This window comes from Vibrio sp. 3-2(1), assembly GCF_963887575.1.
Classification (GTDB): domain Bacteria; phylum Pseudomonadota; class Gammaproteobacteria; order Enterobacterales; family Vibrionaceae; genus Vibrio; species Vibrio anguillarum.
Map to the genome: position 1 here is coordinate 55,775 of NZ_CAWPGB010000063.1, position 24,319 is coordinate 80,093.

The 24,319-nt window shown below is 43.0% G+C and carries 17 protein-coding genes and 1 pseudogene; 14 read left to right on the forward strand and 4 right to left on the reverse strand.

Going from position 1 to position 24,319, the window contains the following annotated elements; translation table 11 throughout:
- Nucleotides 1–14: 14 nt before the first annotated feature.
- Nucleotides 15–917: a LysR family transcriptional regulator gene (locus AACQ79_RS15880; RefSeq protein ID WP_170899362.1), complete on the reverse strand. Its 903-nt coding sequence runs from the start codon at nucleotides 915–917 to the stop codon at nucleotides 15–17.
- Between the two features lie 143 nt (nucleotides 918–1,060).
- Here AACQ79_RS15880 and AACQ79_RS15885 point away from each other — a divergent pair, with 143 nt between their 5' ends.
- The 5 genes from AACQ79_RS15885 to mscS all read left to right on the forward strand — a co-directional run bounded on the left by AACQ79_RS15885 (nucleotide 1,061) and on the right by mscS (nucleotide 7,943).
- Nucleotides 1,061–3,016 carry a ligand-gated channel protein gene (locus AACQ79_RS15885; RefSeq protein WP_094149861.1) on the forward strand — a complete coding sequence of 652 codons (1,956 nt, stop codon included), beginning with the start codon at nucleotides 1,061–1,063 and terminating at the stop codon, nucleotides 3,014–3,016.
- A 199-nt stretch (nucleotides 3,017–3,215) separates the two neighbouring features.
- The gene (gene epd / locus AACQ79_RS15890; RefSeq protein WP_047688187.1) at nucleotides 3,216–4,241 is read left to right on the forward strand and encodes an erythrose-4-phosphate dehydrogenase; all 1,026 of its coding nucleotides are present in this window, start codon (nucleotides 3,216–3,218) and stop codon (nucleotides 4,239–4,241) included.
- Between the two features lie 148 nt (nucleotides 4,242–4,389).
- The gene (locus AACQ79_RS15895) at nucleotides 4,390–5,553 is read left to right on the forward strand and encodes a phosphoglycerate kinase (RefSeq protein ID WP_026027969.1); all 1,164 of its coding nucleotides are present in this window, start codon (nucleotides 4,390–4,392) and stop codon (nucleotides 5,551–5,553) included.
- 153 nt (nucleotides 5,554–5,706) lie between these two features.
- Nucleotides 5,707–6,783 carry a class II fructose-bisphosphate aldolase gene (gene fbaA / locus AACQ79_RS15900; RefSeq protein ID WP_013857804.1) on the forward strand — a complete coding sequence of 359 codons (1,077 nt, stop codon included), beginning with the start codon at nucleotides 5,707–5,709 and terminating at the stop codon, nucleotides 6,781–6,783.
- Nucleotides 6,784–7,016: 233 nt separating this feature from the next.
- Nucleotides 7,017–7,943 carry a small-conductance mechanosensitive channel MscS gene (mscS, locus tag AACQ79_RS15905; protein WP_170899363.1) on the forward strand — a complete coding sequence of 309 codons (927 nt, stop codon included), beginning with the start codon at nucleotides 7,017–7,019 and terminating at the stop codon, nucleotides 7,941–7,943.
- Nucleotides 7,944–8,017: 74 nt separating this feature from the next.
- Here the strand turns inward: mscS and AACQ79_RS15910 are convergent, their stop codons facing one another.
- Entirely contained in the window at nucleotides 8,018–8,650 is a 633-nt protein-coding gene (locus AACQ79_RS15910; RefSeq protein WP_170899364.1) for a LysE family transporter, read from the reverse strand.
- Between the two features lie 122 nt (nucleotides 8,651–8,772).
- Between AACQ79_RS15910 and AACQ79_RS15915 the strand changes: the two genes are divergently transcribed.
- From AACQ79_RS15915 to AACQ79_RS15925, 3 genes are all read left to right on the forward strand, one after another.
- Nucleotides 8,773–9,669, forward strand: coding sequence for a LysR family transcriptional regulator ArgP (locus AACQ79_RS15915; protein WP_017045436.1), 897 nt, complete (start codon nucleotides 8,773–8,775; stop codon nucleotides 9,667–9,669).
- A gap of 102 nt (nucleotides 9,670–9,771) precedes the next feature.
- Nucleotides 9,772–10,464 (forward strand): oxidative stress defense protein, encoded by a 693-nt coding sequence (locus AACQ79_RS15920; RefSeq protein WP_038148141.1) that lies wholly within the window; start codon nucleotides 9,772–9,774, stop codon nucleotides 10,462–10,464.
- Between the two features lie 164 nt (nucleotides 10,465–10,628).
- A complete protein-coding gene (locus tag AACQ79_RS15925; RefSeq protein WP_170899365.1) occupies nucleotides 10,629–12,500 on the forward strand; it encodes a sensor domain-containing diguanylate cyclase in 1,872 nt (623 codons plus the stop codon).
- A 103-nt stretch (nucleotides 12,501–12,603) separates the two neighbouring features.
- On the opposite strand, the gene pykF is transcribed toward AACQ79_RS15925, so the two are convergent.
- Nucleotides 12,604–14,016: a pyruvate kinase PykF gene (gene pykF, locus AACQ79_RS15930; protein WP_026027602.1), complete on the reverse strand. Its 1,413-nt coding sequence runs from the start codon at nucleotides 14,014–14,016 to the stop codon at nucleotides 12,604–12,606.
- A 424-nt stretch (nucleotides 14,017–14,440) separates the two neighbouring features.
- Between pykF and AACQ79_RS15935 the strand changes: the two genes are divergently transcribed.
- Together AACQ79_RS15935 and glmS are read left to right on the forward strand one after the other, a co-directional pair.
- The gene (locus AACQ79_RS15935) at nucleotides 14,441–15,202 is read left to right on the forward strand and encodes a DeoR/GlpR family DNA-binding transcription regulator (RefSeq protein WP_013857797.1); all 762 of its coding nucleotides are present in this window, start codon (nucleotides 14,441–14,443) and stop codon (nucleotides 15,200–15,202) included.
- A gap of 87 nt (nucleotides 15,203–15,289) precedes the next feature.
- On the forward strand, nucleotides 15,290–17,122 hold the full coding sequence (gene glmS / locus AACQ79_RS15940; protein WP_170899366.1) for a glutamine--fructose-6-phosphate transaminase (isomerizing): 1,833 nt from the start codon (nucleotides 15,290–15,292) through the stop codon (nucleotides 17,120–17,122).
- Between the two features lie 375 nt (nucleotides 17,123–17,497).
- Here the strand turns inward: glmS and AACQ79_RS15945 are convergent.
- A pseudogene (locus tag AACQ79_RS15945) lies at nucleotides 17,498–17,823 on the reverse strand (transposase); the annotation flags it as partial.
- Nucleotides 17,824–18,343: 520 nt separating this feature from the next.
- On the opposite strand from AACQ79_RS15945, the gene AACQ79_RS15950 reads away from it, so the two are divergent.
- Genes AACQ79_RS15950 through AACQ79_RS15965 form a run of 4 tightly spaced genes read left to right on the forward strand, consistent with a single transcriptional unit; the run spans nucleotide 18,344 to nucleotide 24,318 of the window.
- A complete protein-coding gene (locus tag AACQ79_RS15950; protein ID WP_170899367.1) occupies nucleotides 18,344–19,204 on the forward strand; it encodes a WYL domain-containing protein in 861 nt (286 codons plus the stop codon).
- A 1-nt stretch (nucleotide 19,205) separates the two neighbouring features.
- Nucleotides 19,206–19,994, forward strand: a complete 789-nt coding sequence (locus AACQ79_RS15955) for a Wadjet anti-phage system protein JetD domain-containing protein (protein ID WP_170899368.1) — start codon at nucleotides 19,206–19,208, stop codon at nucleotides 19,992–19,994.
- Entirely contained in the window at nucleotides 19,984–22,899 is a 2,916-nt protein-coding gene (locus AACQ79_RS15960) for a hypothetical protein (RefSeq protein ID WP_170899369.1), read from the forward strand. The genes AACQ79_RS15955 and AACQ79_RS15960 overlap by 11 nt, the downstream gene beginning before the upstream one ends.
- Nucleotides 22,900–24,318 (forward strand): hypothetical protein, encoded by a 1,419-nt coding sequence (locus AACQ79_RS15965; protein ID WP_170899370.1) that lies wholly within the window; start codon nucleotides 22,900–22,902, stop codon nucleotides 24,316–24,318.
- Nucleotide 24,319: the final 1 nt, after the last annotated feature.

Sequence of the window (24,319 nt, forward strand, 5' to 3'; positions counted from 1 at the left end):
TTTGATCTTGATGTTTATGATGCTTTCCATTCTTCAGGACAGGCTTGACGTAGCGCGTCGATAAACAGACGCAGTTTGAGCGGATGTCTGCCTGCTGGATAATGACAACTAATTTCAGTGTGTGGCGACAACCATTCTGGCAAACATGCTTGCACACTGTTTGGGTGTGCTTGTTCAAAGCCTTTGGCAAACCATGTCGGCAGTAAGCCGATGCCTCTTCCTTTGGCTATTGCATCCGCTTGCATAGCTAAATTATCACTCTGCAAGCGGCTTGTGAGCGCAGGTAAAAGATAGCTGCCGTGAATAGGATGGATGAGAGCCAAGGCTTCTTGGCGAAAAGCGATAAAATCAATCCAAGGATGTTTGACTAGATCTTGTGGATGCTCTGGCATGTCGTTATTGGCAAGATAGTGTGGCGACGCATAAGGTGAATATTGCCAATGGCCGAGCAATTCACGTCTCCAGCCTTGTTGAGCAAACGGGCCAATCCAAATCAGTAAATCAGGCTCAAGATGCGACTCTTCTGCCACATATTGGCTGTAGAGTCGAATGTTGATTTCGGTGTGGGTTTGCATGAATTCATCCAATACATTGCTCAACCAGCCACGAATTAAATTCGGATGAACCACCAAGGTCATTTCACCGCTGATTTGGTTATTAAACTCTTGCAGTGCTTCATGGCTTTTTTCTGCTAATTCAAGCAGTTGCTCTGTATAAACTGCAAAAACTTGCCCAGCTTTAGTCAAAGTTAGACGGTTGCCTTGCCGAGCAATTAAGGCTTGTCCGAGATCGTTTTCCAAAGACGCCAAACGTCGACTGAGGGTAGACTTAGGCTGTTCCAGCGCTTTCGCCGCCGCTGTCAGGCTTTTGTATTGACAGAGAGCATGGAAAGCTTTGATCGCACTGAAATCATGCATAAGTAAAATGGCCTTTTAATCTAATCATCACTGTGTTCCATATTCGGTATCGACCATTCCATCTGTCTATCTATCTCAATCATCAAAATTATGAATAATCCAATCCTGAAATTAATAATCATTATCATTTAAAGGAGTGGTACATGTCCAGACTCAATCCGCTGAATGTTGCAATTACTGCGGCGCTCGGGTTATTCACCTCATCACACGTTTTCGCTGAAGAAATTCAATCTTATGAGAAATTAGTGGTGACGGCGGCTGGTTTTGAACAAACACAAGCGCAGGCTCCAGCGAGTATCAGTGTGATTACACGAGAAGAGTTGCAATCACGTTATTATCGTGATGTAACCGATGCACTGCGCAGTGTGCCGGGCGTGTTGGTGACTGGAGGTGGTGATAAAACAGACATCAGCTTGCGCGGTATGAGTTCAAACTACACCTTGATGTTAGTCGATGGTAAGCGTCAATCTTCACGTCAAACTCGACCAAATAGTGATGGCCCAGGTATTGAACAGGGATGGATGCCACCACTGCAAGCCATTGAACGAATTGAAGTGATTCGTGGCCCAATGTCGACTTTGTATGGTTCAGATGCGATTGGTGGTGTGATCAACATCATCACACGAAAAGATAATCAAGAGTGGTCAGGCAGTGTTCAGTTGGATACGGTTTTCCAAGAAAATCGCGATTCTGGCGATCAGAACGGCGTCAACTTCTTCCTGACAGGGCCACTGGCCGACAATCTTTCTTTGCAAGTTTATGGACAGAGCACCGAACGCGATGAAGATAAGATTGAACGTGGCTACCAAGACAAAAGCTTAAAAAGTTTAACTTCAAAGTTGAACTACCAACTTAATGAGCAGCATGATCTGACTTTTGAAGTGGGCACTTCCGCACAAGATCGCCGAGGCAATGTAGGGTTATCCGTGCCAACGACAGGTTGTAAAGGTGGGTGCGAAGACAGCTTAAACGAATACCGTAGAACCTATATTTCCCTTTCTCACCAAGGGGATTGGGGCGACTATGGTGTGTCGGATACTTATGTCCAACGTGAAGTAAGTAACAATAAAAGCCGTGAGATGGAGATCATCAATACGGTGGCTAAATCAAGCTTAGTGGTGCCATTGACTAACAATACGGCAACCGTAGGCATTGAGGCTTCACATTCAAAGTTAGAAGATTTTACCTCAAATAAAGCCTCTGATTTAACTCAGATTGAAAGCACTCAATGGGCGGCGTTTGTTGAAGACGAGTGGCGCATGACCGAGTCGTTTAACCTAACCTTAGGTGGCCGTGTTGACCACGATGAAAATTATGGTTCTCATTTTAGCCCAAGAGCGTATGGCGTGTGGACCATCAATCCAGCGTGGATTCTGAAAGGTGGCGTGGCAACGGGTTTCCGTTCACCGCAGCTCAGAGAAGTCACGCCAAATTGGGCGCAGGTGAGTCAAGGCGGTAATATTTACGGTAATCCAGACTTAAAACCCGAAACCTCGATTAACAAAGAGTTGGGGTTGATGTACCAAAATGGAGCGGGTCTTAACGCGAGTTTGACTTTCTTCCATAATGATTTCAAAGACAAAATTACCCGTGTTGTGTGCCCAAGCAACGTCTGTACTGCAGGCCCGAACGAGTGGGGCTCTGATCCCACTTATCGAGTGAACGTTGATGAAGCGTACACGCGTGGGGTTGAAAGTACGCTCGGTTTGCCTATCACAGAAACGGTTTATTTCAACGCGAGCTATACCTTTACTGACTCAGAGCAAAAAACCGGAAAATATCAAGGTATGCCACTTGAGCAACAACCTGAACATCGCTTCAGCGCTGATATTGATTGGCAAGCGACTGACAACTTGAGCAGTTGGTTGAAGCTGACTTATCGTGGAAAAGAGAGCAACCCAGTCACTGGTCCTTCTCGTAGCAGCTTGATTGAGCCAGCTTATCAGTTCATCGATACTGGCATAACTTACGCGCTTTCTTCTCAAGTAAGCTTGAAAGGTGCGATTTACAATCTACTCGATGAAGAAATTTCATACCAAGAATATGGCTATGTAGAAGATGGACGTCGTTATTGGTTAGGTATTGACGTTAACTTTTAAACCATCAATACCGCAAATGAAATGGCTCCCGTTTGGTGAGCCATTTTTTATGGTCATCTTTCTTGTCGTAGCCGCCATTGCTTGTACCTTGAGTCCGTTTAGAAACAGAATCTTTTGCGACAACTGATGGCTTGGGGTGTTGCTCTTGGTCGCTATCGGTTACTATCTGTACCACGAAAAAAGTTAAGACGATGGAATGATGCTTAAAGTCGCGATCAATGGTTTTGGGCGTATCGGGCGCAACGTGCTGCGTGCGATATATGAAAGTGGAAAAAGTCAGCAGATAAAAGTGGTAGCGGTGAACGAGCTGGCGCTACCTGATGCGATGGCGCACCTACTGCAATACGACACTACTCATGGTCGATTTGGTAAAAAGATCACCAATGATCAAGAGCATATCTATGTTCATCATGGGCTGGATGAGCATGACTCGATTCGAATTTTGCACCTTAGTGAAATCAAACTTCTGCCATGGCGCGATTTAGGCGTTGATATTGTGCTCGACTGCACGGGTGTGTACGGCTCAAAAGCCGATGGTTTGGAGCACATTGAGGCAGGCGCAAAGAAGGTACTCTTTTCACATCCAGGCTCACATGATCTCGATAATACAATCATTTATGGGGTCAACCATGAGACGCTAACCGCAGAACACCGCATTGTGTCGAACGGATCCTGTACCACCAACTGCATTGTACCGATTATTAAAGTGCTTGATGAAGCGTTTGGTATCGATTCAGGAACCATTACCACTATTCACTCGTCAATGAATGATCAACAAGTGATCGATGCCTACCACACCGATTTGCGTCGAACACGTTCCGCCAGCCAATCCATCATTCCAGTAGACACTAAGTTGCACAAGGGAATTGAAAGGATCTTTCCGAAATTTTCTAACAAATTTGAAGCGATTTCGGTGCGTGTACCGACAGTAAATGTGACCGCGATGGATTTAAGTGTCACAATTAAATCAAATGTGAAAGTTAATGACGTAAATCAAACCATTGTGAACGCATCTCAGTGTACATTACGTGGCATTGTTGACTATACTGAAGCTCCGCTTGTTTCCATCGATTTTAACCACGATCCCCATAGTGCGATTGTTGATGGTTCACAAACAAGAGTGAGCAACGGGCAGCTTGTTAAAATGCTCGTTTGGTGTGATAACGAATGGGGCTTTGCGAATCGCATGCTGGATACGGCACTCGCAATGCAAGCATCCGAGTAGTAGCAGGATGATGGAGATTTATTTATTTTCAGGCTTGAAATAAATAACTCAAATCTCCATATCGATAACCAGTTTGAAGAATTTATAGGCTCGGCAAGGTTGCCGGGTTTCCAAAAACTTTATTTATTAATATTTGAGAGGACAAACCATGTCTGTAATCAAGATGACCGACCTGGACCTAGCAGGTAAACGCGTATTTATCCGTGCTGACCTAAACGTACCAGTGAAAGATGGCAAAGTAACTTCTGATGCACGTATTCTTGCATCGCTACCAACAATTCAGCACTGCCTAGCGGCGGGCGCTAAAGTGATGGTTACTTCTCACCTAGGTCGTCCAACTGAAGGCGAATACGCGGAAGAGTTCTCTCTACTACCAGTGGTTAATTACCTAAACGACGCGCTAGATTGCGAAGTGAAACTGGCAAAAGATTACCTAGATGGCCTAGAGCTAAACGCAGGTGAGCTTGTTGTTCTAGAAAACGTTCGCTTCAACAAAGGCGAGAAAAAGAACGAAGAAGAGCTATCTAAAAAATACGCCGCTCTTTGCGACGTATTTGTGATGGATGCATTTGGTACGGCTCACCGTGCACAAGCCTCAACTCACGGCATTGGTATGCAAGCACCTATCGCTTGTGCTGGTCCACTATTGGCAGCAGAACTTGAAGCACTAGGCAAAGCCATGGATAACCCAGAGCGTCCATTAGTGGCTATCGTTGGTGGCTCAAAAGTATCTACTAAACTAACGGTTCTAGAATCGCTATCTAAAATTGCTGACCAACTGGTTGTTGGCGGTGGTATTGCTAACACTTTCATCGCAGCAGCAGGCCATAACGTAGGTAAGTCTCTATATGAAGCAGACTTGCTTGAAACGGCTAAAAAGTTGATGAAAGAGTGTTCTATTCCAGTAGCAACAGATGTTGCTTGTGCAAAAGCCTTTGATGAAAACGCAGAAGCGGAAATCAAAAACGTGGCGGATGTTCAAGATGACGATATGATTTTCGACCTAGGTCCAGATTCAACCGCACAACTGGCTGAAATCATCGCTAACGCAAAAACCATTCTATGGAACGGTCCTGTTGGCGTATTTGAATTCAAAAACTTCGAAGCAGGTACAAAAGGTATCTCTGAAGCGATTGCGAAATCTGCAGGTTTCTCAGTGGCTGGTGGTGGTGACACACTAGCGGCAATCGACAAGTTCGGTATCAAAGCCGACGTATCTTACATCTCTACTGGCGGCGGTGCATTCCTTGAGTTTGTTGAAGGTAAAGTACTACCAGCGGTTGAAATGCTAGAAGCACGCGCGAAAGCTTAATGACTAATGAAAGCGGGAGTGATTCCCGCTTTCTTGTTTGCTGCACGTGTGTTTTTATTCTGATAGAATGACGCCAGTTGTGAGCAAACGTTTGCAAGAATTTAAACTTAACTGTTTTATTTTTAAAACGATAGAAAAAATAGGATCAAATCCATGTCTAAGATCTTCGATTTCGTAAAACCAGGCGTAATTTCTGGCGATGACGTACAGAAAGTATTTGAAGTTGCAAAACAAAATAACTTTGCTCTTCCTGCAGTAAACGTAGTGAACACTGACTCTATCAATGCGGTTCTTGAAGCTGCATCTAAAGTTAAAGCGCCAGTGGTTGTTCAGTTCTCTAACGGTGGCGCGGCTTTCTTTGCTGGTAAAGGCGTTAAACTTGCTGGTCAAGGTGCACAAATCCTAGGTGCGGTTGCTGGCGCGAAATATGTTCACGCTGTAGCAGAAACTTACGGTGTGCCTGTTATTCTTCACACTGACCACGCTGCGAAGAAACTACTTCCTTGGATCGACGGTCTACTAGACGCAGGCGAAGAGTTCTTCGCTCAAACTGGTAAGCCTCTATTCTCTTCTCATATGCTAGACCTTTCTGAAGAGTCTCTAGAAGAGAACGTTGAAACTTGTGCGAAATACCTAGAGCGTATGGCTAAAATGGGTATGACTATCGAGATCGAACTGGGTTGTACTGGTGGCGAAGAAGACGGCGTTGACAACTCAGACATGGATTCATCTGAGCTGTACACTTCTCCTGAAGACGTAGCTTACGCTTACGAGAAATTGAGCGCAGTGAGCCACCGTTTCACTATCGCAGCTTCTTTCGGTAACGTACACGGTGTTTACCAAGCAGGTAACGTGGTACTGACTCCAACTATCCTACGTGATTCACAAGCGTATGTTTCTGAGAAATTTGGCCTTCCAGCGAACTCTCTAAACTTCGTATTCCACGGTGGTTCTGGTTCTTCTGAAGCCGAGATCAAAGAGTCAATCAGCTATGGTGTTATCAAAATGAACATCGATACTGATACTCAGTGGGCAACTTGGGACGGTATCCGTCAGTACGAAGCTGAAAACCATGACTACCTACAAGGCCAAATTGGTAACCCTACGGGTGAATCTGCGCCAAACAAGAAATACTACGATCCACGCGTATGGCTACGTGCTGGTCAAGCATCGATGGTTGCTCGTTTAGAGAAAGCCTTCGCTGACCTTAATGCGATCGACGTACTATAAGTTCATTTATCTGGACTAAGTGATGAACCCGCTCAATGAGCGGGTTTTTTTATGGCCGAGATTCAGACAAAATGACTGGCGGATTGTTAAAATATTGCTTAACCTCTAACAAGCTCATATCAATGCTTCCAAGTAACTATTTGTTTTGTCAGTATTTACATAAAACTGACTTTGCAACATAACCAAAGTGAGATATTGTGCCAAAAAACTGACACTCTGCTGTCAGTCGTTTTTTGTCTTTGATGTTCAGTGGTAACAACAACATTCAAAATGATTTTATAAAGAGGAAATACAATATGTCAGGTGAATCAATGGGCATCGAAGCTCCATTAGTCGATGGTTTAGCGCAAGCCAATACTTGGCTGACCAATAATTCAGATCTTTTGATACAATACGGCGTCAATATTGTTTCCGCTATTCTGATCCTATTTATCGGTAACATTGTTGTTAAAGCTGTCGCTGGAAGTGTTGCCAAGGCTCTGAAAAAGAAAGACATGGACAAAGCAGTTGTTGAGTTTGTTCATGGTCTAGTCCGCTATACGCTATTTGTGGTGGTATTAATTGCCGCTTTAGGTCGCATTGGTGTGCAAACCGCTTCTGTTGTGGCCATTATTGGTGCGGCTGGATTGGCGGTTGGTTTAGCGCTACAAGGCTCGCTATCAAACTTTGCTGCGGGCGTTTTGATTGTGGCATTCCGCCCATTCAAATCCGGTGATTACGTGGAAGTGAGTGGTACTGCTGGATCGGTTGAATCGATTCAAATTTTTTCAACAGTACTGCGCACGCCTGACAATAAAATGGTGATTGTGCCTAATGGTTCGATCATCAGTGGCCCAATTGTTAACTATTCACGCCATGACACTCGTCGTATTGATTTGGTGATTGGTGTTTCTTATAAGTCCAATCTGCAAAAAACCAAGGAAGTGCTGGCTAAAGTAGTCGCGGCAGAGCCTCGTTTATTGAAAGATCCTGCACCGACTATTGGTGTAATGGCCTTGGCCGATTCTTCAGTCAATTTTGTGGTTCGCCCTTGGGTGAAAACGGCAGAGTATTGGGCTGTTTATTTTGATTTGTTACAAGCCATCAAAGAAGAGTTAGATAAAGAAGGTATTGAGATCCCATTCCCACAAATGGATGTTCATCTGAATAAAATGAATTAATTCATTTTCAATCAAGTGAAAAGGGCATGAAATGATTATTCAGTTCATGCCCTTTCTTTTTGTTGGTTATACACTTACACCAGATATTGAATTGCCAGCCCTTTTGCAAGGATAAAGGCGATGCTAAACATCATTGCAGCCACGGCCATGTCTATTCCTTTCTTCACGTTAGGCTTTGAGAGCGTCGGCCCCAGTTTCGCAGCACCAATTGATAAAGAATAAAACCATACAAAAGAGGCCATCATGGTTCCTAGCGCAAACGCGATGCGATCATGGCCTTCAAACTGACCACCAATCGTTCCCAAAATCACAACCGTATCTAAGTATAAATGTGGGTTAAGCACAGTAACGGCTAACGCGCCCAAGATAACCGTTCGTTTACCACGTGCGATCACTTCGCCATCCGATTCATTAGTGCTTGTTGAAGTGAAGGCACTCCTTAAAGAAATAAATCCATAAAATGAGAGAAAAGCAACACCGCCTAAGGTAACCGAGGTCAGTAAGATTTCGTTACTTGAGAGTAGGGCACCGCCACCAAATATACCCAGAGAAATAAAAATTACATCCAGTAGACTACAGATGGTCGCCGTCGTTAAGTGGTGATTGCGCTTAATTCCTTGGTTTAGCACATAGGCATTTTGTGCACCAATAGGAATAATCATCGTTGCACCTAATCCAAAACCTTGTAGCAAAATCCACACATTCACAGCTCACCTCATCGTAATAATTCAATACAGTGAGCGCACAATAGCGAGAGTATAAAAATAAGTATAATTAATGATTTTAATATTATATTAGTAATACTAATAATCATAAAAAGGAGCCTTGGATGAGAGGGCTAGATTACAAATGGATTGAGGCATTAGATGCGGTACTGCAACAAGGAAGCTTTGAACGAGCCGCTGAAAATCTCTATATTTCACAATCGGCTATTTCTCAAAGAATCAAGCAATTAGAGAGATTTATCGCCCAACCGGTCCTGATTCGAGAGCAGCCACCAAGGCCAACGCTGGTGGGAAAAAAATTGCTAGGGCTGTATCGTAGGGTGTGTTTGCTTGAAAATGAACTGGTGCCTGAATTGATGAATGAGGAGAATACGCGGCCCGTTTCAATAGCTATTGCCACTAATGCGGACAGTTTGGCTACTTGGTTACTTCCTGCGTTATCGAATACGATGAAAACGCGGCAAGTTGAGTTGAACCTGACGGTTTTCGGTGAGTCACGTACGATCGAAAAAATTAAAAATGGCGAAGTAGCTGGCGCAATAAGCTTAGAATCGCAAGCCATTCCTGGTTGTCATGCTGACTACTTAGGCCGAATGGACTATGTGTGTGTTGCCAGCCCGGAGTTTTATCAGCGTTATTTCTCTCAAGGTGTGAACTTTCATACTTTAAAAAAAGCACCAGCGGTATCGTATGATCAGTATGATGATCTGCATAAAAAATATTTGCATGATCACTTCAATGTGCCAAGAGATGCCGTCATAAACCATACCGTGGGTAGCTCAGAAGCTTTTGTTAAATTAGCCCTATCCGGTGCGGCGTATTGTTTGATCCCTCGCTTACAGATAGCACAAGAGCTCGAAATAGGCACGCTTACCGACATTACACCAGGGTTCATTTTAACCAACCGTATTTATTGGCATCATTGGCAGTTAGAAACGGGAATATTACAGGAAATTTCTCAGGCCATCGTTCAATATGCTCGCCAAGTGTTGCCGCAATGACAAAAGTTCAACGTCAAAGTTGTGTCATTTCATAAGCTATTAACTGTGCTTATATAGAGTATCGCCTATGATGTATTCACCCATTTGAGTAAGGTAACTCCCATGAAATTAATGACAAGTGTAACGCTATTATCTGGATTGCTCAGTTTTGGTTCTATGGCGCAGGAAATGAATTTTCCTCATCTTTCAACGACAGGTTATGGTGAAGTCGTTGCGGTACCTGATATGGCTGAGTTTTCAGTTAAAGTGGTTGAATCGACGCTGACGGCGGAGCAGGCAAAAAGAGCGGTCGACAAAGTGGTAGAAGCATTTGTGGCACGTTTGAAAGAATCCGGTGTGACTTCCCAACAAATATCGAGTTCAAATCTCTACCTTGCCCCTCAATATCATTACCCTAAATCTGGTAAACCTGAGTTAGTGGGTTATCAAGCAACAAGAAGTGTCACGGTTGAGGTTGAAGATTTAAGCCAGCTTAATCAATACCTTGATGTAGCGCTCGGTGAGGGCATTAACCAAGTCGACAATATTCAACTTAAAGTTCGGAATCAAGAGCAATACCAGCAACAAGCCCGGCTAGCGGCGATTCAAGATGCGAATACCAAAGCACTATCACTGGCGGAAGGATTTAAGTTGAAATTAGGTGATGTGTGGCAGATAGACTACAACTCGCCCAGCGTGCAGCCGATCATGATGCGTGCTATGGCAATGGATGCAAAATCTGAATCAAATAGCTACCAAGACTCGACGCTTATTATTCGCGATAGGGTGGACGTAGTCTATCAATTAAACAACTAAGCCCTTGCCTAAGCTACTGATTAATTGGTTAATTTAAGCTGGATGGCATGAGCTTTTACTTCTATAAATTGATTGTATTATTAATCGGTAGCTTTTTGTTTTGTCTATTTTTTAAGATGCTATAATCCGCTCATCACTATTTAGGGTTAATATTTAGACAAGTCATGAGATACACAAAAATAATCAGCATTCTTCTCATCATTTGTTTCTTATTCAGCGCAATAGTGACTGGGTATTACTATCAGCGCTACCAAGAAGTGAAAGACAACGCAACGCAAAACACGGTAGCGGAGGCGTTTGATCAACTAAATGAGAGTGAACATCAATACCGGGGTTTGAAAGCCCAAGTAGGCTCCATTGTTGATTTACTTAGTCGCAGTCAAAGTTTGTATGAATTTATTTTCTCTCCTTCAGAGGCTAACCAACAGAGTCTTGAAAAAAGCTGGTCTTCTGTTGCTGAAAAACAGACATGGTATAGCTCAATTGCGCTTTTAGACGTATCTGGGCATGAACAACTTCGGATTCATTATTCTGCGACTAATCATTTAGCTTCTAGTGTAAAAACACAGCAAGACAGCTCACATCATGACTACATTGATTTTGCAGAAAATCTCTCAGAGGGGGATGTGGGTGTATGGGGCATTACATTGGCAGATGCTCCGAGCAGAGCGGCTATACAGCCTATGCTATGCGTAATCACACCAGTTACCGTATTAGGGGAGCGAAAAGGCTATTTGGTTCTCAATGTTGATATTTGGTCACAATCTTCGCGCTTAACTCATGCGCGTGATCCACAGTTAACTCCTGAGCTTATCGGCGACTCCGGTTTCTACTTGTCTTCTAGCGATAAAACCAAATTATTTGGAGATTTATTACCCTCTAACCAGCACGTAAATCTGGCACTTCAATTACCGAAAACCTGGCAACAGATGCAGCTTAAGCCTTCTGGGTACGTGCTAGAAAATAACAAGATGACTGTATATACAACCCTTAAGTTTACCTCACTGAAACCCGTCTTTTTAATTATTCAATTCACTGATGAGCAGTTAGATCATCGAGCCCAGCGTGACGTCAACGACTTAATCAAAGAAGCTTTTTTTGTCTTCTTCGTTGTACTCATTTTTGCGCTTCCCATGGTTTCCATGGCGTTGCATTACCATCATCGAAGTATTGAAAGCAAACTGGCAAGAGCAGCCTTGAATGGTATGTCTGCAGTGATGATCTCAGACAGAAAGCACAAAGTGATGATGGTTAATGGCGAATTTGAAAAGATTACCGGTCTGACTATTGACGAGATAAAAGGCAGTAACGCATTAAAGTTACTGCTCAGTCCAAATGGTATGGAGTTTATGCTCGAAGTACTTGAAGAGGTATCGCAGCAACATTTCTGGGAAGGCGAAGTAGAAATGGTCAATACGCAAGGTGAGACTCTAACCGCCATCATGAGAATTCAAGCGATTAAAGAGGCAACTAAAGTCAGTTATTATATTACGTCTTTAGTCGATATTACTCAGCACAAAGAGCTTGAAAACCGATTACGAGAATTGAGCGAAAAAGACGCGTTAACTCAGCTATGGAATCGCCGCAAATTTGAAGCAGAATTGCAGCATCATACGCACCTCATTCAACGTTATCCCGAAAGCCATCAGGTTTGCCTTGTCTTAATTGATATTGATTACTTTAAACGAGTGAATGATGAACAAGGACATGATGAAGGTGATCGCGTCATTATTAAAGTTGGTGAAATTTTGAGCCAAACATTGCGTGCCACGGATTTTCTGGCACGTATTGGCGGTGAAGAGTTTGCGATTATTATGCCGCATACTTCTGTCGAAGAGGCGGAGATAGTCTTGAACCGCTTGCGAGTCGCAGTAGAGGTAGAGCAAAGTCTTACCGTGACCATCAGCGCTGGCTTTACTGACTTAACCGCAGATGGTAAACGCTCGTATAAATGCGCTGACATTGCTTTATATGAGGCCAAAACCTTAGGGCGAAATCGAGTTTCACTGTGTAAAAGTAGTGATGATCTTGCTTAAGGCATACTACAAAGAGTGATGGGCTTGGTAAGTAAAGCGTAAATAGCGGAAATAAAAAAATCGGGGCAAGCCCCGATTTTTGTGTTTCTAGCTTACGTTTCTATTATAGAACGTGAACAGAAGCTGTGTTGGTTGTACCTGAAGCGACAAGTGCACCAGAAACCATCACTACGATGTCACCCTTCTTGCCTAGACCAGAAGCCAGTGCAATCTCTTTACCATTGATGTAGAACGCATCAGTGCTGTCGATAGTATCAACAACAACCGGTGTTACACCTTTAGTCAGAACAAGTTGAGCCGCCGTTTTCTTGTTAGTGGTTACGGCAATGATGTTCGCAGTTGGGAAGTACTTACGCACTGAACGAGCTGATTTACCCGCTTCAGTTGCGACCACGATAAGTGGAGCCGCCAATTTCTCAGCAGTATCTACCGCACCTTTACATACGGCTTCAGTAATGCGTAGGCGTGGGCTGTCTAAACGAGAACCCAACTCAGCTTGTAGAACGCGGTCTGTACGAGCACAGATTTGCGCCATGATAGTGACCGCTTCAACAGGGTATTTACCTTTTGCTGTTTCGCCAGAAAGCATCACTGCATCTGTACCATCCATTACCGCGTTGGCTACGTCGCCAGCTTCTGCGCGAGTTGGACGTGGGTTCTTGATCATTGAATCAAGCATTTGAGTTGCTGTGATAACCACTTTACGTGCGCGGTTACATTTTTCGATCATCATCTTCTGTGCAAAGATAACTTCTTCAGCAGGGATCTCAACACCTAGGTCGCCACGAGCAACCATGATACCGTCAGAAAGCTCAAGAATTTCGTCGAAGTTATCAACGCCTTCTTGGTTTTCAATTTTAGAGATGATTTGGATATCTGCGCCGCCGTTTGCTGTTAGCAGTTCGCGGATTTCACGTACGTCGTCAGCTTTACGAATGAAAGAAGCTGCAACAAAATCAACGCCTTGCTCACAACCAAATTTAAGGTCTGCTTTATCTTTTTCAGAAAGAGCTGGAAGGTTCACTGAAACGTTAGGAAGGTTAACACCTTTGTTTTCACCTAGCGCGCCGTTGTTCAGCACTTTACATTTCACTTCAGTTTCTGTGGTTGCAATCACTTCCATTTCAATCAGGCCGTCATCAACCAAAATTTTGTTACCTACAGTAAGGTCTTTAGCAAAACCTAAGTAAGTCACGGCAACTTTATCTTTGTTACCTACAACGGTTGCATCAGTAGTGAAAGTGAAATCCTGGCCAGCCACGAGATCAACGTCATCACCATTTTCTAGTTTGATGGTACGGATTTCAGGACCTTTAGTGTCTAAAAGGATCGCAAGCTGTTTACCAGTGTTTTCCATTACTTTACGGAAGTTCGCAATACGAGTGCCGTGTTCTACGAAGTCACCGTGAGAGAAGTTCAAACGCATAACGTTCATGCCAGCATTCACTAGCTCAGTAAGCTTCTCTACAGATTCAGTTTTAGGGCCAATCGTACATACGATTTTGGTCTTTTTCATGGAAGGTTCTCTCCGGTAAATATGATTACAATTTGAAGTTGGTTGAGTGTTCTAGCGTCATCACAAGCGGCAATTTTTCTTATCTATTACCCAACAATATTAATGTGATTTTGTGACATTAGAGCTGAAAGTCTTTCAACAGTTTAGTCATTTTATGACCAAGCATTGTCGATTTTATAGCGTTATTTTGCCACTTATTGAGTTTAAATCGGTTAAGTTGCAAAAGAATAACAGTCAATTCTGTAATTTTTTTTCTTTTCGGCGCGAATTCTACCACCTAATGAGTTCAATATCACTGCCTAAGAATTGTCTTAGGACAAGGTTTTAGCGTGAATTATTAATTTTTTAGATCGAAATAAATAGACAATAAAGTTTCGATTCGATTAATATTGCTTTCGATTCGTAATCTTGAAGAAAAATATAAATGTCGAAACGAAACACACAACTGAGAAGACACACCATCGCTAACCTTGTGAATGAACAGGGTGAGGTCAGTGTTGATGCACTCTCTGCTCAGTTTGAAACCTCAGAGGTGACGATTAGAAAGGATTTGGCCTCTTTAGAGAAAAACGGTCAACTCTTACGCCGTTACGGTGGTGCGATTGCACTGCCTAAAGAGGTGGTCAATGATGAGTTTAATCCTAAAGTTTCGAATCGAAAGATAAAGCTGGCTAAAGCGGCGGCTAAGTTAATTCGAGACCACAATCGCATCGTTATTGACTGTGGTAGTACTACGGCAGCATTAATTCAGCAACTGAATGATAAACGCGGTTTGGTTGTGATGACCAACTCATTGCACGTAGCGAACGCCCTTAATGAACTAGAAAGTGAACCGACACTATTAATGACGGGCGGTACTTGGGATACCCATTCCGAGTCATTTCAGGGCAAAGTGGCTGAATCCGTACTGCGTTCTTACGATTTTGACCAACTGTTTATTGGCGCTGACGGTATTGATCTTGAACGTGGCACTACCACCTTCAATGAACTGATTGGCCTGAGCAAAGTGATGGCCGAAGTCTCACGAGAAGTGATCGTGATGATCGAATCAGACAAAGTTGGCCGAAAAATTCCCAACCTTGAGCTCGCTTGGGAGCATATCGACGTGTTAGTGACCGATAACGATCTAACCGTTCAAGATGCCGCATTGATTGAATCGCACCAAGTGCGAGTGATCCGAGCTTAATTAACCCCTATTCAACCATTCCTAAATAAAGGCCTTCGCTTGCGGCTTTAGGGATGAAGCATAAATCTAAAATGGAGTAAAAACCTTATGTGTGGAATCGTCGGTGCAGTAGCACAACGAGATGTGGCTGAAATTTTAGTGGAAGGACTACGCCGCTTGGAATACCGCGGTTATGATTCAGCCGGTGTTGCTGTGGTGGATAGTGCGAGCCAATTAACGCGCGTTCGTCGTTTAGGCAAAGTGCAAGAGCTAGCCGATGCAGTCGAAAAGCAACATGTTGCAGGAGGCACAGGCATTGCGCACACACGCTGGGCGACACACGGAGAACCTTCCGAAATTAATGCTCACCCACACATGTCGGGCGATATTGCGGTTGTGCATAACGGCATTATCGAAAACCATGAAACGCTACGTGACGTTCTGCGTGAACGCGGCTACCTTTTTGAATCGCAAACCGATACCGAAGTGATTGCTCACCTTGTTGAGTGGGAACTGCGCACGGCCAGTTCACTGCTTGAAGCGGTGCAAAAAACCGTTAAACAACTCGATGGTGCTTACGGTACTGTGGTACTTGATCGCAAAGATCCAAGCCGTGTTGTGGTTGCTCGCTCCGGTAGCCCGATCGTGATCGGTTTCGGTGTTGGTGAGAATTTCTTAGCTTCAGACCAATTAGCTTTGCTGAATGTTACACGCCGCTTTATGTATCTTGAAGAGGGTGATGTCGCGGAAGTTACGCGCCGTGATGTGACGGTTTTTGCTGCAAACGGCGAACAGGTGATGCGTGAAATTAGCGAATCTAACGCAGAGCATGACGCTGGCGATAAAGGTAAATATCGTCATTTTATGCAAAAAGAGATCTTTGAACAGCCAACGGCATTGATTAACACCATGGAAGGCCGTATCACCAAAGACAGCGTAGTGACAGAAAGCATTGGCGTGAACGCTGCCGAAATTCTTAGTCAAGTGGAACACGTACAAATCGTCGCTTGCGGAACGTCGTACAACGCAGGCATGACAGCGCGTTACTGGTTTGAAGCATTGGCTGGCGTGAGTTGCGATGTGGAAATTGCCTCTGAATTTCGCTATCGCAAATTTGTGACTCGTCCAAATAGCTTGTTGATCACGCTTTCTCAATCCGGTGAAACGGCAGATACCTTAGCCGCTTTGCGCTTGGCGAAAGAAAAAGGCTACATGGCCGCGATGACTATTTGTAACGTAGCGGGTTCTTCGCTGGTTCGTGAATCTGACTTTGCATTCATGACTCGCGCCGGAACAGAGATTGGTGTGGCATCAACCAAAGCCTTCACTACTCAGCTGGCAACCTTGTTAATGTTAGTGACCGCTCTTGGTAAACAAAAGCAGTGCATTAATAAAGAAAAAGAGGCGGAAATTGTTGAAGCACTGCATGCACTGCCTGCACAAATTAATGCCGCCCTTGCCTATGAAAAGCAGATTGAAGCACTGGCTGAAGATTTCGCAGATAAACACCACACTCTATTCTTAGGTCGTGGTGAGTTTTACCCTATCGCCCTTGAAGCATCATTAAAGCTGAAGGAAATCTCTTATATTCATGCTGAAGCATACGCAGCGGGCGAATTAAAGCACGGCCCATTAGCACTGATTGACGCTGACATGCCCGTTGTCGTGGTCGCGCCAAATAACGAGCTGTTAGAGAAGCTAAAATCGAACATTGAAGAAGTACGTGCTCGTGGCGGTTTGCTGTATGTGTTTGCCGATCAAGACGCTGGCTTTGCGGCTGATGAAACAATGAAAATCATCACCATGCCACACGTGAGTGAAATTACCGCGCCGATCTACTACACCATTCCAATGCAGCTTCTTTCTTACTATGTCGCATTGATCAAAGGCACGGATGTCGATCAACCTCGTAACCTGGCCAAAGCCGTAACGGTTGAGTGATACAAGGTGGTTAGAGCGCATATTGTGTGTGAGTAGAATAAAGCATCACACTAAGTAATAAAGATGCATACTAAGCATTAAAGTATCATACTAAAAAGGCAGCGTTCTCCAATCGGTACGCTGCCTTTTCTAAAACGCTTACGTCCCGAAGTGTGTTAACACACTTCGATACCTAATTTGCCTAATTGATAAAAATGACTGGATTCATAGCGTTCGAACTGGGTTTTCCATTCTTGGTCGGTGCGTCGTTTGGTCATATCAAATCTCCTTGTGGTGGGAGGTTTGATTTTATGGCGTGCTGAGGTTGATTAGAATGCGGGGTTTATGATGCGGTTACGGTTCAAATACCTTTTGTGCTTAAATTCCAGAGAATATATTGCGATATTTGACCTGAACCGTCTTCGAGCGTTTACTGATACAGGTGTAGTCAGGGGACGTCAGCGGTACATCCAATAGTTCAAAGAACGAGTCGATAAAGCCTTGAAGTGCACGTAATGGCAGAGAGAAAATACCCTTAATCATCAAAGCAGTTTCAATCGCTGTATCTGAGTACTGGAAGCTTCTACCACGCTTATCATGGTGGGTTTGCATTGCCATGCATCAATGGCTGAGTCATCTATCCAGAACGTAACCGAACCACGCTTGCACAGAGCCTTATTGTACTCCTCCCAGTTAGTTATCTTCTTTTTCGTTTTCCCCATGTCACCACCGCTCTTACCATCACAAAGGATCAGATCGTAGGACTTGGAAAAGGTTCAACTGATTTAGGCAACAACGCCCCGTTTGATCGTATCTAAAAGCCTAGCGCCAGACTTACAAAGTTACATATGCAGTATGTGTGCTCAACCAGATTTGCAGTTGCTTAATACTAAAATCGCCTTTGAGCAGAGAGCGTTAGTTGAAAGGCATTATGTTATCAGTCTTGCCAAGTGGTTATTGCTCAAATACCCCAAGCGAGTTTTGTTTGCTATTGAGGATAGAGTAATAAGAAGAAACTGGCTTTACAGAGACATTGAGTTGAACGATAAAGTCCTTGCTGTTTGCGCTACACGCTAAAAAAAACAGCAATTTTTGCAATGTTATTTAATCTTCAATGATCGTCAGAGGTAGGGAAAAGTCTGAAATAACGAACATTTTATTGAACAAATATTTATTTAAAAAAGCTTTACAAGTTCATAAAATGAACAGAAAATCGTATGCACAAAAAATGTGTACACAATAATGATGGATACAGAAACGAAATTTACGAATCAACAAACTGAAAGGTTCAAAGCTTTAGAGTACATGCTTTACTGGGAAGGCGGTACAAATGCCACACGCTTATCCCGTTTTTTCGGTGTGCATGTAAATGTGATCTCAAAAGCTATTCTTTTGTATCGTCAAGCTCACCCTGGCAATCTTGTATTCGATGGTAAGGATCCTGAAAAAGTATTCATACCGGCCGCTAAGTTCACTCCGAAGTTTACTCGGCCTGCATGGTCTGACTACGTGGACTTTATATTTCATAACGCCAATCAATACGTAACAGAGACATATGGTTCATCGGCATTCTCAAAAGGTCTAACTCCTATTCAGTCTCCTAAAGCAGAAGTAACAAGGCAGCTATTTAAAGCTATCCGGACGGGAAAAGAAGTGATGATTGATTATTGCAGTCGCACCAATCCTCTTGGAAAAAGTCGTCTGGTGACGCCATTCGCAATTGCTAATGATGGTTTGCGCTGGCATTGCCGAGCTTATTGCCATACTCGGGAACGCTTTGCTGACTTTAACCTGGGCCGAATTATGAAGGTAGAACTTCAAGGAAAGTCCAGCATCAACTTTCAGCAAGATACTATTTGGTTTACTTTTGTCGACATTGAAATAGGCCCGCACCCTGAACTGACTCAAGAAGAGCAAAATTTGGTACTCAATGATTTTGGATATGACAAACCATTTAAAATACGTACTCGCGGGTCTTTGGTTGATTACACGATTCAGTATTACAGAATAGCTAAAGATCCTGAGAAAGTTTCCGGGAAAGCCTTTCCTTTGGTTGTCTTGAATTCAGACGACATCAAAGAATATTATTTTCCTGAGGTATAAAATGAGCTTGTATCCTTATTTGAAAGCAATTGAGTCAGGAAGGACAATAAACGCGACTCGTTTTATAGCGTTACTTAATAATGAGCATGTAAATTTTGATTCTCTGGGCGTGGCTGAATTTGTTCGGCCGGAACGATATTTTATACGCATTTCCAACCATGATTTATTTGATAAGTTACTGGCAAAGTATGCTCCCAGTCGCTCACGCATACACGCGGCTAAACAAGGCAACTCTCATCGTCATAGCGCCCACTCTGCATACCTCACAGCGAAATTTGGTGTAAATGCTCAAACTCATATTGCCATTGAGTGCTCCCCGGAAAAAGCACATGAAGAAATGTCCAATTTTGACCACTTAACGCCGGTTATTCTTATTGAGAACAGTGACTGTTTTACGTTCAGTGAAGACTTCCTTGTAGCTATGGAGCTTGAAGATATTGGCGTGGAATCGCTAATTATTTTTTCTTCAGGTAACGCTATCACTCACAAGCAAACACAGCGGTTTTTATCACAATTTGAAAAAGTGTATTACTGTCCAGACTACGACCTGGCCGGGTTAGAGATATTTGAAACATTACATAAGCAACTCGGCGACAGAATAATATTCACAATGCCTTCAAACCTCACCTGTTACCATGGCCATTGCTATAAACCTGACAAGCAGAAGCAATTTATAAAGGCACTGGATAAGGCACATCATTGGAAATTTGCCGAACTAGCTTCTTTGTTTTCTAAAGGGTTGGGTTTTATTGAGCAAGAAATATTCTTAGGAGAAGAATATGAACAATAGGTTCTCTGTAAATTTAAAACGAATAATCGCCGTTGATTCTGCTTCTTTTGCTTATGTCGAGGTTCCTCTGGATAGTAACCTCGTCCTATTAGCTAAAGGCAACTGGGGGAAAACAAGCATCGTAAATGCAGTGCGCTTTTTCTTGCTTCCTGAGCTTAACCTAAATGATTGTGATAAAAAATTTTCCTTTAAAACTCCCGAGAGTACGACCGAACAAGAGTATTACACTAAGGATGAGGTGAAAAACTATTACTTTCAGTCGGTTCATAGCAAGCTGATTCTAGAGGTAGAGCACAAGCTTATTGGGGGCGGAGCACGGCGTCATTGTCAGATTATTTCTGCCGGTAACAATTACAAGCTTAACCGACTTTTTATAGCGTCTCCATTTGAGGATATCGCTCATTTATTCTGGGACAAATCAAAAGGAGTAAGTGGTGGAAGACCTGATTCCCCTCCTGGGGAAAACTTGTTTAGCGCGTTGAAAGATGTCAACAAAACAACGGCGCTTATTCGCAATACAGATGAACTCAAAAAACATCTATACAATATCGATGTTTTGCATCCGGATGAGTGTCCATTTGTAATTTACCCGCTGCATGATTTGTCAAAAAACTCAATCGAGTCTCTGCGTGCGCTGGTCAAATTACTCTTCAACCAGGATGGAAAATCTCTCCAGCTAATGACGGCGACGGCCATTGATTCTCAGGATCAGGGTTCGCAGCCTCTGGAAGTAGATGTAAAACAACTTATTAATGATCACGATAGGTTGGAGAAAGAACGGGCTGAGTTAGATCAGCTAAAAGCAAATATTCCTGCTTTCCAAGAATTAACCAAAGAGTTTGCAATTCAAAAGGTACAACAAACACACGAACTTGAATACGCTCAGCTTATGATAAATGTTGACGCGTTGAGACTGCATCATGAGGAGAAGCACCGTTTACAGTGCCAGAAAGTGGAGCCGTTAAAATTGGCTTATACAGAAGCCGATAAGGTGTCAAAAGAGAGCAAAGAAGCACTCAAGATAAACCAGCACGATATCAGTAAATCTGAAACTGAGCTAAAACAGCGTGAGTTAATATTAGAAAAATGCGAACTTATCTGTCAGCCATACCCAGGTCTTTCTACATCTGAAGTACTCGATGCTTTAGATGAGCACCTTCAAGAAAGGCAGGAAAAGTTAACTCAGTATGCAGACGCCAGCGCACGACAAATCAGGTTGGAAGAATTGAAGGGGCTGATCCAGCAGGAAACTGACAACCTCAAAAAGCTAAAAGAACGAGAGGCTAACCAAGCCTTAGCAATCAAGGCGCAATTGGCCGAAAGCGAAGTCAGAAAACTGTATGCGATCAATCCGCTTTTGGTTAACGCAAACCCAAGGCGCTTGCTTAATGAAGATGAAATCCAAGCCATTTCAAAATTTCTTCAACTATTTACATTGAACGCAGCGCATCTTCAATTTTTTGACGAAAATATTCCTCTTTCGACTTACACGGCTGAGCGCTCTATTAGTGAGCAAATTTTTGACTGTGATGCACAGCGAATTAGCTATATCAGTGAAGAAAAGGAGTTATTGCGCCTAAACGATAATCCCACGTTACATAACGCATCGGAGATATCCAAAGTAGAAAGAGAAATCACCCTGACTCAATCAGATGTGGAAACGCTTAAAAGCTTTGAATTGTCATTTCAACGAAAAAAAGAAGTGCAGGAAGAGTTAGAAAAACTAAATAAAATCAAGGCGGTGAAGGATATCGAGAAAGAGAGAAATCTTAAAGATTTAGAAAATTCACAACAAGCCTATGAAAAAGCTGAGTTGGAGCGCGAAATAGCTGCTGGACTATGCTTACAAATTTCACGGTTGAACAACAGCATCAAGAGTGACTGTTTACGTTTTCCACGAGTACAGCACCTTACAGAATCATTGAGGCCCACAGATTCTCCAGAAAACATTCAGCTTCCTCTTCCAGAAGAACTTCAAACCTATGCGCAAAAGCTAGAACGAAGCAAAGACGCCAGAGAAAGAGTATATACACAGCTAGTGCAGTTTTGTATAAAAGGGATAATAAAAGATGAGCATGGAATCATGGAAAACAACCGCTCACAAGCTGCTATTAGTAAGAGTTTTGATACTCTCTCTATAAAATTCCAAATACTTGACCAGTCACAAAGCCAACTAGAAAAAGATACAGCCCTGCATAACAGCTATTTGCGCAACCGCTTGGAGCGGTTAGACAAAACAAAGATCAAAATAGAACAGACAGTTCAGCGCATTAATGAGGAACTGGCTAATGCAACAATAAATGATTTAGAGGCCGTCAAACTTAAAGTTGTGCTCAATGGCTCCTTTGATGACTTGGTACTTAGTTGGCGAGAATTTGATGATTTGAACACAGTAGCAACTTTGCCCGCAAGTTGGTATGCCAGACTCCAAGAATTTTTACATTCCGACGCAGTAAATAGCTTAGATGGCAAATTACGCATGGAAAATATTATCAAACAAGCTAGCTACATGACTAAAAAGCCGGGGGAAATGTGGGATGAAAAGGCACAGTCAACTTCCACGCAAATCCTGATTAATATGCACTTTGCAGAAATATTCATCCAGCGGCTATGCGATAATATCAGCGCTATTTCGTTTCCACTTATCCTGGATGAAGTAGGCACCGTCAGCGCTGAACAAATTCCGCCGCTTATACGAATTCTCAATGAAAAAGGCCACACACTGATCGGTGCAACTACTCATGGAAAAAGTGCGGATCTGATTGATGCATTTGGGCAATACTTGTTTATGGATGAAATGAGTACAGCAGAGCCTTATGATCAAAAGCGGGTTAAAACTTGCTTTTCGCCCGAGCAAGAGTTCATCCGCAGGCACTCAACTCAACTCGCCTTTGTGGAGGCATAGATGGCAGGCAAAATCACTAATAAACAGTTCAGTACGCTGGAGACATTTCAACGATTGCTGCGTTACCGTGAAGTGATGTTCAAAACCATCGAATTTGCAGACATTAATCATGCCGGTGCTATTCCAGAGACAATATTTTACTCATTTGTAATAGCGTTAAAGGATCAGTTTTCTGATGAACAGGCTAATGAAGTGAGTTTAGTATTTGATGTGGATAATCTGTTACAGGCGCGGATCATTAATGATCGTCGCAATGTTGATGGAGTAACGAAGTTATTATTCAACACTAGCGTGTTTGAGGTATTTAGGTTATGCCGAGTAAGTCTGTACCGTCCATTAACAAAAGTATCGTTAAATGCTGCCATGACACCGTTGTGGTCTTTGATGCGACAGGTTAAACGTGGCAAGCTGAGTACAACACCAGGAACTGATGACTATCTGGAGTGGGTGGATGATTTGGTATATCGTATAAGCGACTTACTGGGAAAGATCCGAGCAAATATTGCGAAGCTCCAAAATGTTGGTGTTGAGTTTGAAAAATCCGCTATAGCAGATCCTCAGGGTTATTCCCAACTGGAAGTGAAGCGTGAATCATATAACATGGCAGCTAAGTTATATCAGAGAGAAATAGATCCGTTGAAGGTGTTTCTCGACAAGCATACACGTTATGAGGAAGGGGATGGTATTTTTCTTACCCTGGAATATTTTCGTTCTTTTTTTCACACGGTAAACGATACGAGTCGCGCATATTTGATGTTGAGCTACGAAGTACAGTACTTGGATTTATTTTCACCAATCAAACAAGTGGCTAACCAGGTCAGTATCTACCTGCAAAAGACACAGCAATCATTACATGAGCACAGCGCGATCGATCGTGCATATTCAGTAGTTCTTGCCGCCTTTGAAAATACGCTTGGTGGCGACCTGCGTAACAAATTCATTGATATGTCTGATTTAAAGTCTTTGGGTATGACCGTTCAGTGTCCAGCTCTTGGCAGAATAGCTTCGTTCAGGACGGAAAAATCACCTTCATTTTTAGACGTCGCCTTCAATGAATTGGCTACGCGTGTCCAAAGTTATGCCCCTGAGAACAGTGAAAAAGTACTTTTATCCGAAAGTATAAGTAAAGAGGCTGCTAAGAAATTACAGTATTCTCAACGCTTAGCTCGATGGGTTGATAATTTTGACTGGCCGCTAAACAAAGATTTCCTTGCCTTGGCGCATAAAGAGCTAAGCCAGGAATGGACAGACTTTAAATTGCCGGATTTATTCGAAGTACAGTCCAGGCTTATCAACTCACCCAACTATCGGTTGGAGTTGAAAAATGAATATCAAAAAATGGTAGATGATGTATACGAACTCCAGTATAGAGTGCGTCATCTGGTTTCGTTAAGCATTCAACAGACGGAAGTTAATTGAG